The organism is Mesorhizobium sp. M0991 (assembly GCF_040318915.1).
Lineage (GTDB): Bacteria > Pseudomonadota > Alphaproteobacteria > Rhizobiales > Rhizobiaceae > Mesorhizobium.
Window position 1 is genome coordinate 65,064 of the sequence record NZ_JAMYNE010000004.1, and the last position, 13,205, is coordinate 78,268.

The 13,205-nt window shown below is 62.1% G+C and carries 14 protein-coding genes; 7 read left to right on the forward strand and 7 right to left on the reverse strand.

The features are described 5' to 3' along the window. The first annotated feature begins 3 nt into the window (after positions 1-3). The 4 genes from NKH70_RS07925 to mgrA all read left to right on the forward strand — a co-directional run bounded on the left by NKH70_RS07925 (position 4) and on the right by mgrA (position 4,309). The gene (locus NKH70_RS07925; protein WP_352713924.1) at positions 4-1,134 is read left to right on the forward strand and encodes an ABC transporter ATP-binding protein; all 1,131 of its coding nucleotides are present in this window, start codon (positions 4-6) and stop codon (positions 1,132-1,134) included. Positions 1,135-1,223: 89 nt separating this feature from the next. After that, the gene (locus NKH70_RS07930) at positions 1,224-1,970 is read left to right on the forward strand and encodes a sugar phosphate isomerase/epimerase family protein (RefSeq protein ID WP_352713921.1); all 747 of its coding nucleotides are present in this window, start codon (positions 1,224-1,226) and stop codon (positions 1,968-1,970) included. 12 nt (positions 1,971-1,982) lie between these two features. Continuing rightward, the gene (locus tag NKH70_RS07935; protein WP_352713919.1) at positions 1,983-3,131 is read left to right on the forward strand and encodes a Gfo/Idh/MocA family protein; all 1,149 of its coding nucleotides are present in this window, start codon (positions 1,983-1,985) and stop codon (positions 3,129-3,131) included. Positions 3,132-3,262: 131 nt separating this feature from the next. After that, entirely contained in the window at positions 3,263-4,309 is a 1,047-nt protein-coding gene (mgrA, locus tag NKH70_RS07940) for an L-glyceraldehyde 3-phosphate reductase (protein ID WP_352910564.1), read from the forward strand. 82 nt (positions 4,310-4,391) lie between these two features. Here the strand turns inward: mgrA and NKH70_RS07945 are convergent, their stop codons facing one another. Further along, a complete protein-coding gene (locus tag NKH70_RS07945; protein WP_352713912.1) occupies positions 4,392-4,718 on the reverse strand; it encodes a DUF2934 domain-containing protein in 327 nt (108 codons plus the stop codon). Between the two features lie 180 nt (positions 4,719-4,898). Between NKH70_RS07945 and NKH70_RS07950 the strand changes: the two genes are divergently transcribed. Next, complete coding sequence (locus tag NKH70_RS07950; RefSeq protein WP_352713911.1) at positions 4,899-5,249, forward strand: hypothetical protein; 351 nt, start codon at positions 4,899-4,901, stop codon at positions 5,247-5,249. A gap of 173 nt (positions 5,250-5,422) precedes the next feature. On the opposite strand, the gene NKH70_RS07955 is transcribed toward NKH70_RS07950, so the two are convergent. After that, a complete protein-coding gene (locus NKH70_RS07955; RefSeq protein ID WP_353025058.1) occupies positions 5,423-6,517 on the reverse strand; it encodes a S1 family serine peptidase in 1,095 nt (364 codons plus the stop codon). A gap of 391 nt (positions 6,518-6,908) precedes the next feature. Between NKH70_RS07955 and NKH70_RS07960 the strand changes: the two genes are divergently transcribed. Next, the gene (locus NKH70_RS07960; protein WP_352713905.1) at positions 6,909-7,991 is read left to right on the forward strand and encodes a trypsin-like serine peptidase; all 1,083 of its coding nucleotides are present in this window, start codon (positions 6,909-6,911) and stop codon (positions 7,989-7,991) included. 149 nt (positions 7,992-8,140) lie between these two features. Here NKH70_RS07960 and NKH70_RS07965 read toward each other — a convergent pair whose 3' ends face one another. From NKH70_RS07965 to NKH70_RS07975, 3 genes are all read right to left on the reverse strand, one after another. Beyond that, the gene (locus NKH70_RS07965; protein ID WP_352713902.1) at positions 8,141-8,842 is read right to left on the reverse strand and encodes a DUF4760 domain-containing protein; all 702 of its coding nucleotides are present in this window, start codon (positions 8,840-8,842) and stop codon (positions 8,141-8,143) included. Further along, positions 8,839-9,219 carry a hypothetical protein gene (locus NKH70_RS07970; RefSeq protein WP_352713899.1) on the reverse strand — a complete coding sequence of 127 codons (381 nt, stop codon included), beginning with the start codon at positions 9,217-9,219 and terminating at the stop codon, positions 8,839-8,841. The genes NKH70_RS07965 and NKH70_RS07970 overlap by 4 nt, the downstream gene beginning before the upstream one ends. A gap of 101 nt (positions 9,220-9,320) precedes the next feature. Beyond that, positions 9,321-11,522, reverse strand: a complete 2,202-nt coding sequence (locus NKH70_RS07975) for a caspase family protein (protein ID WP_352713896.1) — start codon at positions 11,520-11,522, stop codon at positions 9,321-9,323. Between the two features lie 211 nt (positions 11,523-11,733). Here NKH70_RS07975 and NKH70_RS07980 point away from each other — a divergent pair, with 211 nt between their 5' ends. Further along, complete coding sequence (locus NKH70_RS07980; RefSeq protein WP_023675234.1) at positions 11,734-12,138, forward strand: Fur family transcriptional regulator; 405 nt, start codon at positions 11,734-11,736, stop codon at positions 12,136-12,138. Between the two features lie 142 nt (positions 12,139-12,280). Here NKH70_RS07980 and NKH70_RS07985 read toward each other — a convergent pair whose 3' ends face one another. Next, on the reverse strand, positions 12,281-12,733 hold the full coding sequence (locus tag NKH70_RS07985; protein ID WP_353025061.1) for a hypothetical protein: 453 nt from the start codon (positions 12,731-12,733) through the stop codon (positions 12,281-12,283). 95 nt (positions 12,734-12,828) lie between these two features. After that, positions 12,829-13,146: a type II toxin-antitoxin system RelE/ParE family toxin gene (locus NKH70_RS07990; protein ID WP_352713890.1), complete on the reverse strand. Its 318-nt coding sequence runs from the start codon at positions 13,144-13,146 to the stop codon at positions 12,829-12,831. Positions 13,147-13,205 lie beyond the last annotated feature (59 nt).

Consider the following 13,205-nt stretch of genomic DNA (forward strand, 5'->3'; position numbering starts at 1 on the left):
GCGATGAACGCAAACGGCAGCATTGAGGTAAACGGCAGCAAGGGGGCAAACGGCACCAGTGTCTCGATCCAGAACCTGTCGCTGAATTTCGGCGCGATATCGGTGCTGCAGACGCTCAATCTCGATGTCGCCGAAGGCGAGTTCATCGTGCTGCTCGGCCCGTCCGGCTGCGGCAAGTCGACCTTGCTCAACTGCATTGCCGGGCTGCTCGACGTTTCCGAAGGCCGCATCTTCATCAAGGGCAAGAACGTCACCTGGGAAGAGCCCAAGGATCGCGGCATCGGCATGGTGTTCCAGTCCTACGCGCTCTATCCGCAGATGACGGTGGAGAAGAACCTGTCGTTCGGGCTGCGCGTTGCCGGCCTCGCCAAGGACGAGATCGCCAAGCGCATCGCCCGGGCCGCCGAGATCCTGCAGATCGAACCGCTTTTGCATCGCAAGCCGGCGGCCCTGTCCGGCGGCCAGCGCCAGCGCGTGGCGATCGGGCGCGCACTTGTCCGTGACGTCGATGTCTTTCTGTTCGACGAGCCGCTCTCCAACCTCGACGCCAAGCTGCGCGCAGAATTGCGCGTCGAGATCAAGCTGCTGCATCGCAAGCTTGAGAACACCATGATCTACGTCACTCACGACCAGATCGAGGCGATGACGCTGGCCGACCGCATCGCGGTGATGAAGGGCGGCGTCATCCAGCAGCTCGATGCACCGCAGACCATCTATAACCGGCCGGTCAACCGGTTTGTCGCCGGCTTCCTCGGCTCGCCGGCAATGAACTTTCTCGACGGCAGACTGGAGCAGGCGTCAGGCGACTGGCATTTTGTCGCCGAGGATGTGCGGATCCCGCTTGCCACCTATGCTTTCGAGAAGGACCCGGTGCCGGGGCCGGCCGTGTTCGGCATCCGCCCCGAGCATGTGGCGTTCAACAGCGGCACGGGATGGCCGTTCGCAGCCACGGCAAATGTCGAAGTCGTCGAGCCCATGGGTTCCGACACGCTGGTCTGGCTGAAGCTCGGTGGCCAGAATTTCACGGTACGGGTGACAGCCGAGCGCACGCCAAACAACGCGGAGGCCGTTGGCATCGGTTTTGATCCGATGCGCGCTTCGCTGTTCGACGCCGCCACCGGCAGCCGCCTCTAGAGCATGATTTAGCCCCCCAAGATTCTTCCATTTCCCCCCAAGATCCCATCCCCCAAGACTAACCATCCACAAGAAAACGGACAGAGACGATGAACTGGTCATTCCAACTTTACAGCGCTCGCAATTTCCAGCCCTGGGAGGGTGTGCTCAAAATGCTGGGCGAGCTTGGTTACAGCCAAGTCGAAGGATTCGGCGGCGTCTATGACGATCCCAAGGCGTTCCGTGTCGAGCTCGGCAAGAACGGCCTTGCCATGCCGACCGGGCACTTCTCGATCGACGCGCTCGAGAAGGATTTCGACGGCGTGCGCAGGACGGCCGACGCGCTCGGCATCACGCTGCTCATCTGCCCCTTCCTGAACGCCGAGTTCAGGCCGGCCGACGCTGCCGGCTGGCGCGGCTTCGGCGAACGCCTGGCCAAGGTCGGCGAGACGGCCAAGAAAGCCGGCTATGGCTTTGCCTGGCACAACCATGATTTCGAGTTCAAGGCGCTTGCCGACGGCTCGGTGCCGCAGGACCATATCCTGTCTTCCGCGCCCGACATTGGCTGGGAGATGGATGTCGCCTGGGTGGTGCGCGGCGGCGTCGATCCGCTGCCCTGGATCGAGAAGCACGGCAAGCGCATCGTCGCCGTCCACGTCAAGGATATGGCCAAGCCGGGCGAGGGCCTCGACGAGGACGGCTGGTCGGATGTCGGCCACGGCACCATCGACTGGCCCGGCCTGATCAAGGCGCTGCGCGCCAAAAGCGCTGCAAAATACTACGTCATGGAACAGGACAATCCCAACGACATCGAGCGCTTCGCCCGCCGCTCGATCGCAGCTGCCAAGACCTATTAGGAGCACACCAGCATGGCAACAAAACTTGGCATCGGCGTCATCGGCTGCGGCAACATCTCGAAGGCGTATTTCTCGCTGGCGCCGCTGTTTCGCGGCATCGAGATGCGCGCCTGCGCCGACATCAACATGGAAGCGGCGAAAGCGCGGGCAAAAGAGTTCAAGCTGCGCGCCGAGACCGTCGAGGGGCTGCTCAAGGCCGACGATATCGACATCATCGTCAACCTGACCATTCCGGCGGTGCATTACGAAGTGTCGAAGCAGATCCTCGATGCCGGCAAGCACGTCTATTCGGAGAAGCCCTTCGTGCTGTCGGTCAAGGAAGGGCTCGACCTGAAGAAACGGGCGGAAAACAAGGGGCTGCGCATCGGCTCTGCCCCCGACACCTTCCTCGGCGGCGCGCACCAGCTTGTCCGCGACCTGATCGACACCGGCAGGCTCGGCAGGATCACCAGCGGCACCTGTCATGTGATGAGCCATGGCATGGAGCACTGGCACCCCAATCCGGACTTCTTCTTCCAGCCGGGCGCCGGGCCGGTGCTCGACATCGGACCCTATTACATCACCAACCTGATCCAGCTGATCGGGCCGGTGAAGCAGGTCGCGGCTTTTGCTTCGATCCCGATGACGGAACGCATCATCAGCTCGAAGCCGCGTGCCGGCGAAAAGATCCCGGTCTCCACGCCGACGACGATCCATGGCGTGCTGGAATTCGAGAACGGCGCCGTGGTGACGCTCAACACCAGCTGGGATGTCTGGAGCCACGGCCACGCGCCGATGGAACTCTATGGCGAGGCAGGCACGGTGTTCGTGCCGGATCCGAACTTCTTCGGCGGCGAGGTGCGCTACACCGAAGCCGCCAAGCCGGTGAAGAAGCTGCCGAAATGGCGGCATCCGTTCGGCGTGCCCAACGAGATGCATTCGCACGGCATGATGGCCAACTACCGCACCGCCGGCCTTGCCGACATGGCGATCGCGATCAGGGAAGGCCGGCCGCATCGCTGCTCGATGGAACTGGCGCTGCATGCCGTCGACGTCATGACCGGCCTGTTGCGCTCGGGCGAGACCGGAAAGTTCGTTGTCATGCAGACCAGCTGCGAGCGGCCCGCAGCACTCGGCGTCAAGGCAGCGAAGGAGCTGCTGGCGAAGAAGAAAACGAAGTAGGCGGCGCACCTCCCAAGCACCGCAAAAGCCTCTCCCCGTTTGCGCGGGGAGAGGCTAAGGGTGGGGCCGAAGTCGACTTGCCCGTCATCGCGGCGGCAGCCGTCGGGCTCGTTTCGATATGAGGATTTTCCATGCCCTATGTTCCCGCCGAAAACCGCTACGAAAAGATGGTCTACAATCGCTGCGGGCGCTCCGGCCTGAAGCTGCCGGCGATCTCGCTTGGGCTGTGGCACAATTTCGGCGACGACACGCCGCATAGAACCAAGCAGGCGATCACGCGCAGGGCGTTTGATCTCGGTATCACGCATTTCGACCTCGCCAACAATTACGGCCCGCCGCCCGGCTCGGCGGAGCGGGCCTTCGGCGAAATCCTGCGGACGGACCTTGCCGGCTATCGCGACGAGCTGATCATCTCGACCAAGGCCGGCTACGAAATGTGGGCAGGACCTTATGGCGAATGGGGCGGCCGCAAATATGTGCTGGCCAGCCTCGACCAGAGCCTGAAGCGGATGCGCCTCGACTATGTCGACATCTTCTATTCGCACCGCTTCGACCCCGACACCCCGTTGGAAGAAACGATGGGCGCGCTCGATCACGCGGTGCGCTCGGGCAAGGCACTTTATGCCGGCATTTCCTCCTATAATTCGCAGAGAACCCGCGAAGCCGCCGACATATTGAAGCAGCTCGGCACGCCTTGCGTGATCCATCAGCCGAGCTATTCGATGCTCAACCGCTGGGTCGAGGACGACGGCCTGCTCGACACGCTGGAGGGACTTGGCGTCGGCTCGATCGTGTTCTCGCCGCTGGCGCAAGGCATGCTGACCGATAAATATCTCGGCGGCATCCCCGATGGCAGCCGCGCCAGCCAGGGCAAGTCGCTGCGCCCGGCATTCATCAACGACAAATCGATCGCCAATATCGAGGCGCTGAACGTCATCGCCCGTCGCCGCGGCCAGACGCTGGCGCAGATGGCGCTGGCCTGGGTGCTGCGCAGGGGCAGGGTCACATCGGCGCTGATCGGCGCCAGCCGGCCGGAACAGGTCGAGGATTGCGTCGGCGCGCTTGAAGCGCTCGACTTCAGCGATGCCGAGCTCGCCGAGATCGACACCTTTGCCCGCGAGTCGGATATCAACCTCTGGGCGGCGTCGGCCGAGCGTAAGGGGCCGCCACGGAAGTAGGCGACGACGGTCTGCGGTCCGTTTTCATCGAAAAGAGCCGGCAGCGCAAATTGGTAGCTGTCTTCGACACGGTGGCCAGCGGCTAACTTTCGGCTGCCTTGAGGTTCCGCGCGGCTTCCTCGAGCGTCGCTCTGTCGTTGCCAAGCCTGTCGATCAGCTCTTGCGCCTGATCACCGGTTATCCCGGTGCGCATCGCCAGCGCCTCGACGGTCAGAACGTCGGAACTGGCGATCGTTCCAGTGGGACCGCGGTCTGTCGCGCCATCTGCCGGCACGGTTGTCGCGTCGTCGAGGTCCAGCTCATGTTTCGCCTGCTGCCAATGACGCTCATGTGCGCCGTGCGGGCGGCCCTCGCGCACCCAGATCTCATAGGCTCGCTGCCGAATTTTTTCATGCAGATCGTCATCCATGGCGGTTCCTCCCTTGTGGCGTTTTCACCAACGCGGGGAGCGCCGGAACGATCCGATGTTCAAGCCGATTTCGTAGGCAAAGCCGCGCTTTCAACGAACAAACACCGGACAGACGCGTTTTGCGGAGGAACCTAGATAGCGGGCCGGCCGTTGAGCCGAACCTGAGCAAAGGAGATTACCATGGCCGACGAACCGAACGAATCCGCAACACCGAAGATGACTCAACGTGAAGCTCAGGAAGCCCTGGAGAAGCAGGTCGCGCAGCTGAGGCGCGAGATCAGCAAGATCAATCGGACCTTGGCCGAACGCGCGGAAGAGGCGATCGAAGACGCCGGCGGCTGGTATGACAACGCTGCTGAGCGCGCCTCCCGGACGGCACAAGCCCTCCGCAACAGGGCGCAGACGGTGTCCGGGGTCGTCCAGGAGAATCCTGGCACAATATCGTCCGCATTCATACTCGGAGCGGCAGTAGGGGCGCTACTGGGCCTCACCTTGGCCGCCACAGACCAGCGCCGCGATCGCTGGTTCTGATGCATGTCGCGCAAAAGTGTGCAGCGGTTTTGCGATAACGACATGCATTGAAACAAGAACCTAAAGTGCGTCGCATGAGGCCGGTCGGACGCGACGCGCTTTAGCCCCGACCAAAAGTTTCCGGGCAGAAACGGCGGGATTGCTCCCGCCGTACATTCAGCAGGCGGAAGCGGTCAGGGCGTGGCCGGCTTCTGAGCCGTGCCGAGGGCTTTGGGCGCTGCGGCTACGGGCGCTGCCGTCTTCATCTTCTCCTCGATCCAGCCGGTGTAATTGGCCAGCCGCGTGTAGATGCCGTAGGCGTTCTTGTGGCCGCAGGCGGTGCTGCCGTCGGCCGGCCCTTCGCCCCAGCTGACGACGCCGACCTGCACCGGACCATCGGCGCCGGTCATGAACAGCGGTCCGCCGCTGTCGCCATTGCAGGCGTCGCGCTCGCCGCTTGCGGTGCCGGCGCAGATCATGTTGCCGGTCAGCGGATCGGCCATGTCGGCTGCAATCGCGTTGGCGGCCGCCTCGATGCCCCTTTCCGAATAACGCATGCGGCGGGCGAGCTCGCCGAGCGCTGCGTTCAAATCATGCGCATAAATCGCCTTGATGCCGCTGTTGCAGGTTGCGTTCGGCTGGAGGTCCAGGTCGGCGACCATCAGCGCGGTGGGAAATGTTCCGTCCTGCATCTTGCCCCAACCGGTGACCATCGTTTTGCCAGCGTCGGGGGTCGGCTCACGGGCAATTTTGATGGTCGGGGCATCGGCCGGCTCGGCCAGCCGGATCAAGCCGAGATCGTTGTCCAGCGTCTGCTCGCTATAGCCCTCGTTGACGATGATCTCCACCGCCTTGTAGCGCTTGCCCTCGCTGAGATCGGTGGCGCCGGTGAGCACGGTGACTACATCAGGCGGAATCGGCTCGCCGTCGTCATTGAGGCAGTGCGCCGCCGTCAGCACCCATTGCGGCGCGATCAGGCTGCCGCCGCAGAACTGCGCATTCGCCTGCGAGGCCGGGCTTTTGTCCAGTTTGCCGGTGGTCAGCAACGCCACCTGGAACGGGTAAGCGCCCTTCTCGGCCTCTTTGCCGCCGTAGACGCGATCGGCGCCGTCGGGGTTCTCCGCCCTGGCCTTTGCCCTGGCCTCGGCCACGCGTTTCATCGGCGAGATCGCCGCCTCCGGCCGGGCGGCCGTGTTCCCGGCATGAACGGAATTGACGACCGGCACGGCCGCCGCGATGCCAAGCAGCGCGGCGGCGGCAATCGGTCTGAATCTATGGATGATCTTCACCTCGAACCCCCTGAGACGATGTTCCCGACAGGTTAGTCGCCGACGCATGATCCACTGAAATGGAACCGGCCGGTGAGATCATGCTCCACGGCGAAGCACGATCCGTCACAAAGCCGAGCACCATTTCTGCTAATCGTGCTGTCGAGCCAAACCCGCCCAAAATCCTATAGCCCCCCACGGGCTATGTGGAAGCAATTTGTCGTTGCCAATGTTGGATTATTTTAGGCAGTATACCGTTGCAGGCATTTTTGGCGGGGACCTAAACTGGCTGCACTGAATAATGGCCCGGTAAAGGCACCGGTAACCAATTTCATTTTTCTGCGCCACCACGATCTCGACAATATTTCTGTATCTTGATCCAGTCCTTGCTGACTTTTGGGAGAGTCTCACCATGACAAAACTGACACATAGCATTATTGCGTCCGCGTTGCTTTCCACCGCAATGTGGGCGGTTCCTGCCTTGGCTGCCGATCCAGGTTCCGCCAATGCCGGCAACGGCGAAAGCATGCGGGACGTGACATCGGGCGATTACAAGCCCGGCCGGGCGAAGCCGATCGCCCCGCCGAAATTGACCGACGACGAGGCCAACCGCGCCGCGCCACTCACCGACGAAGCAACGGCCGTCAAATCCTACGGCATCGTCGGCCGCTCCGCCGATGGCAAGGACATCAAGATCGACCCGAACGAGACGCTGAAGGACCTTGTCATCAAGGAAATGAACGCGCCCGCCGACGGGCAGAAGTCCGATAATTCCGGACTGAGCGGAGGCGAAGAGGCCGGCCGCCAGGTGTTCGGGACGGACGACCGCGAGCAGATCAAGAATACCAAAACCTACCCGTTCACCGCGATAGGCTATCTCGAAGGCAAATCGAAGAGCGGCAGCTACGGCAGCTGCTCGGCGACGCTGATCGGCCCGCGCACGGTGCTCACCGCGGCGCACTGCCTCTACAGCCACGAAGACAAGGCCTGGCTGGACGACATCCTGTTCGTCCCGGCTCTCAACGGCAAGACCGCCGACGACGCACCGTTCGGCGCCTTCACCTATGAAAGCGCCTATATCGTCCAGGGCTTCATCGACAATTACCAGGGCTTTTACGGCTCCGTCGTGCCGTGGGATCTCGGCATCGTTACTCTGAAACAGGATGTCGGCACCAATCTCGGCTGGCTGGGCTATGCCAATTACGTGGATCTCGGCGATTTCACTGCCAACATCATCGGCTATCCCGGCGACAAGCCGATGGGCACGATGTGGAAGGCGACCTGCGAAGTGCGCGCCGAAAACATCGCCACCGAGTATTTCCAGTACGACTGTGACACGTATCCAGGATCGAGCGGCAGCTCGGTCTATGCCTATGACAATGGCTCCAAGCAGCGCGTCATCACCGGCGTGAACGTGGCCGAGAGCCCGGATGCCAATACCGCCGTGCGCCTGAACGCCATCAACGTCCAGTGGATCAACAGCCTGTACAAATAGGCGTGCAGAATTTCGGCCGCGATCATCGGGGCGGGTTATCTATTTAGCCGCATTTCTGCGACGCCAAGTGTGATCACACTTGGCTGCAAAATGCTCCAACCAAAGCCGGCGGAGGAGCATTTCCGTCGCCGGCTTTCGCATTTGGGGGATTATCTGGACTGGGCCGGAGGTGGCGCCTGGCGCACATAGTTCTCGATCGGCAGGGCAAAAGTCGGCGAGCCGGCCTTGCGCTCCTTGTCGATATAGCCGGCAAAATAGCTCCAGAACGAAGCGGCGTAGTCGCGGAAATAGGAGTCGGCGACCTCGCGCGAGCACAGCCTGCCTTCGACGCAGAAGGAAAGGCGGTTGAGGAAATAGACGATGCGGTCGAAATTATCGCTGAACTCGGCAAGCGGCATGTCGCCGCCAGTAGCGCTCATCGCCTCGATGCCGATGCGCTGTCTGAACACCTGTTCCTCGGTCGGCGTCGGATTGGCGCTGAGCAGATTGCCGTATTTGGCGTTGAGCGCCGCCAGACGTTGCTTGAGGGCCCGTTGTGCCTGCTGGTAATCCTTGCTTTCCCAGAGCTCGACCAACGACATCGTCTGTTCGACGCGCTTTTGCTCCTGGTTCGCCAGGAACTGGTAGACCGAAAAGATCAAGGTGAAGATGATTGCCAGGCGTACCAGCAGTCCGGACCAGGCATAGACGAGCATGCGCCAGTCGCGATCGGTGAACGGGTTGGCCTCCTTCTTGACCTCGTGATTGCTTACCCACGGCAGGCCTTCGACGGTTTCCGGCAGTGACACCGGCTTCTTTTGCGGTACCGGCGCCGCTGCCTGCTGCGTTGCGTTGCCCCCCGCTCTCGTCATCCGCAGCTGTCCAGTTCTATGGTGGCGGACGGGTCGAGCACGATGCCCGGCGTCTCCAGCTTCTTCTTCAGGCAATCCAGCTGCGTGCGCGAAACGATGAACTGCACGTCAGGCTCCACCTGAGCCTTGCCTGGCGACGGCAACGGTTCGACCACGCCGCGTGAGGTGCAGCTGCTGAGATCGACGACGACGGCGGTGTTGCCGGTCTTGGCTATCTGGTCGTACTGGTCGAGAAAGCAGCTCGCCAGTTCGGAGTTGATGACGACCTCCTTGGCGCAGAGGCCGCAAGCCTCGTCCGCCGAAGCATTGGCGGCCAACAATAGCCCGGCGACAAGGCCGGCGGCTGTTGCGCGCCACGAAAATACGATCCTGTTCACGAACGCCCTCATCCGTTCCGTTCGGCCGCCGACAGCGGCGGTCGAAGAATGTTCATTATCAGCCGATTAGGCAAGAGGCCCGGCCGGGCGCTGATCCCGCCTCAGGCGCGCGGCACCGTCTCCATCGGGAAGATCATCACGGCGCCCTTCGACCCCTTGTCGTCGGTGAGCCGCATGGCCGACCGCGTCGCCGGCGCCATGCCGATATCGGCCAGCATGTCGGAGAAACTTGGCTGTCCCAGTCCGCGCGTTACCGAGACAACCCCGTCTTGCGCCAGGAAACTCAGATCCTGCTTCTCGCTCTGCGGCGGCGCTTCGGTCAAGACGGCGATCATGCGCTCCATGCCGAAGCTGGTGTCGGTGAATTTGAACAGGCCTTCCTCGAGCACGGCGCCTTCGGTAAGGCGCTCGGCAAGAAAATGCTGGATGGAATAGTCGGAGCCGACATAGAGCACGTTGATGTCGACCAGGTTGGTCGAGCTGTTCCTGGCCAGCACGTGCACCTGATCATCGGGAGAAACACGCGGCACCGTCGACGGTTCGATCGGCTGCAGCGTGTCACTGTCAAAACGCTTGATCCGGAACTCGACACTGACTTCTTCCGGCCGATAATCGGAAGCGGCGGCCAACCGCGACAGGCCGATGGCGCGGAAGATTTTCGTCAGAGTCCCTGCCGCGGCGTCGATCAACTTTTCGCGGCCATCCGGATGAATGACGATCATCGGCGGCTTGTTGCCGTCCTTCAGCGTCATGTCGCCCGAAGCCGGCAGGAACCACAGCGCCGGCGCGTCGGTGGCATCTTCTGCGGCGCCGGCAATGGCATTCTCGCGCAGCACGGCGAGACGCAGATCTGCGCTCTTGCCGGGCTCGACCAGCGCGATGTGGAACCCCGAGTTCTCCCTGGCCGCCAGTTCGTCGAGAACCGAATTGGCCAGCGCGGCCTCCTTCTCCAGGCCTTTGATCGCCGCCGGCCGCGCGACCACGAGCTTGTAGTCGACGGCGAGCTCGGCCAGCCGGGCATAGGCATTGGCGGGGATGTCGGCCAGCTTGAGCGCCGGCTTGCCGCCGAACTCGACCGGCTTGACCCGGCTTTCCAGGTTTTTCGCCGACTGCACCTGGAGATAGCCAAGCGCCTCGGACAGCGGCGACAACGCCGAGGGCAATACTGCGAGGCTGCTGCCGGGGGTGAGCCGATGCAGCAGTCCGGCGCCGATCGTGGCTTTGTCGTTCTCGATGACGATCGGCCATTGCATGACCGCGTCGGTCCGGTCGGTGCCGAAGACGCGTGCGTCGAGTTCTCCCTCGAATAGCGGCGTCGGCCGGGTGCGGCCGTCGGCCGAATATTGCTGCAGCACGGCCTGGCCGAGCTGGCGGTAAGTGATGTTGGGGTTCTCGGCCAGTTTCGACAGGATGGTGAAGGTGAACAGCCCGAAACGCGGCGCATCGGCCGTGCCCTTGGGCAGTGGCATCTCAGGTGTCGTCTCCACCGTCTGCGCCGCGTAGAAGGCGACCAATTTACCCTTGGTGGTCGGCTCGGCGCCGGTCGGCGTCAGCTTGAAGGCCGGCTTGCGCTGCCCGTCCTCGTCAAAGCCGCGCGGCGCGGCCGACGCAATCTCGTCATAGGCTTTCACCGCAGCCGCCCTGGCAGCGTCGTCGCCGCCGACCAGATCGGCGAACTCGACCTTGCGTTCCAGCTCGTCGTCGACCGCGGCGGCGCGCGTCGCGGTGCCGGAATGGCAGCAGTCGAACACGGCCCAGATAAAGGCGCCCTTGTCGCGGATGGCGTCGAGCGCGGTGCCGATCTCGTTGTCGACCAGCGCATTGGGCACGCCTTGTTCGCGGTTCACCCATTTGTCGATGTCGGACGGCAAGAAAATCTCGTCGAGGCCGTCGGTCTCGTCGCCCTTGCTCGCCGCCGGCTGTTGCGCGCCGTGACCGGACAAATGCAGGTAGACGAAATCGTCGCGCTGGACCTTGGCGGCAAGGTCGGCCAACGCCGCCTTGATCGCCGCATGTGTCGGCGGTCCGTTGGCGCCTTCGACATCCTTGGCGAGCAGCGTGACGTTTTCGGCTGAAAACTTCACCGGCGCGGGCGTGTTCTTCAAGAGGTAATCGCGCACCAGGCCGGCGTCGTTCTTCGGTCCGATCAGCCAGTTTTTCTTCGGCAGGTTCGGGTAATCGGTGCAGGCAACAAGCAGCGCGTGATAGGTGCGCGCCGCTGCGAATGCCCGAAACGGCACCAGGCCGGCAGCGGCCAGCGCGGACGTGCCGGCAAGCAGCGTCCGCCGCGTCACTTTGATCATGATTGCTTCCCCAAGCCCGATCGAATTTCCAAGCACGGCCAGCCTGGCCGACGATTTTGTCAGTATTTTGAATATGGCGCCGCCGGCCAGCCGACCACCGGCTGCGAATAGAAACAGTAGCAAAAATGGCAGTTCGTCGCTATCTCAGTGGAAGTGGTCCGATCGCATGCGAAATGGCAGTGATCGGCACGAAGCGGGTTGGAACAGGATCATGGCGGCAAGGGATGTACTGACGAAGAACCAGCTTTGCGTTCTCGAGAAACTCGAAGCCGCCAGCGGACCGCTCAGCGCCTATACGTTGCTCGACCAACTGCGCGAGCGCGGTTTTCGCGCGCCGCTGCAGGTCTATCGCGCGCTCGACACGCTGGTGAAGTCCGGCTTCGTGCATAGGCTCGAAAGCCTCAATTCCTTCGTCGCCTGTGCGGAGCCGCACGACCACAGCCATTCGATGACGGCGTTTGCCATCTGCGACACCTGCGGCCAGGTGACCGAGTTCTCCGACCACGATGTCGGCCACCGGCTCGACGAATGGGTACGCTCGACCGGCTTCGCCGCCAAGAAGGCGGTTATCGAATTCCGCGGGACTTGTGCGAAGTGTTTGGCCGAGGCGGCTTAGCAAGCCCGAAGGCAACACTTCGAAGGCGGCGGAGCAGTATTCACGCCTCGCCGGTGGGCTCACGATGGTTCCTATGCCTTGGCGATAGCCTCCATGAGGGCGGAAGCCGCCAGTCGACAAACGACCCGTTGCAGACATTCGGCTATGAAAGTGCAGTCCAAACTACCCTCTCAAGATCGGGAGAGTAGCGTGCGATGATAGCCTCTTGATCATTTTCCTGCGTGAGAATTATCTGCTTCCCAGTAGCGTCACCGAGCAATCGCATAAAGCGGTCAAGGTGCTCAACCTCGGTTTTTCCTCTGACTTGCCTTGGATCGAAGTCGAACTCAATTTCGACAGCGCTGAAGAAGTGACATGCAAGCTGAATTGGCCCGACGTTAAAAGACAGTAAGCTGCCTGTTTCGCTTTCCAGGGCCGCTTCGACGCCCAATGGCATCGACTCGATCTTGCCGGAGACACTGAAACTAGCAGGCGGGGTCCATTCGAGGAGGATGTTCCAGACGCTCTGCCAATCTGCCTCAGACGTGTTCAGAACGTAGATGTCTCGCCAGTAGCCGTCCCAAGCGAAATCCGATGCTATCAGTTCCCAATTCATGCATGAACCATTCTCGATGACTGCGGTTCTAGCATGACATACGCCATGAGTGCTTTCCACAAATCCCCAAGTCCGCTTTCCACCTAGTTTACGGCCTAGCCAACCGGCTTCTTTGAGGTATGCCGGATGTGCAGGATTTCGATTGCATCGGAACGGGCCCGATAGAAAACCTTGTAGGGATAGCGACCTATGAAGAGAACGCGAACGCCAGGGATGTCGGTCGCGTGACCACTTTCAGGAAACTCGGCAAGTCGCGAAATTCCAGCGTGGATCCGAGAAATGACCGAAAGGGCGCCCTGAGGCCCCCGCTCTTCGAGGTAGTTGAAAATCGCCTCGCGTTCGGCAAAGGCTGCCGCGTAAATCGGACCTTCATAGTCTGCGGCGGGTGTCTGCCGCGCGAACCGTATCCTCATCTACGAAAGTGCCGTGGTCGGCTTCTGCGAGTCCCGTTGTGATGGCGCTGCGCTCTGAT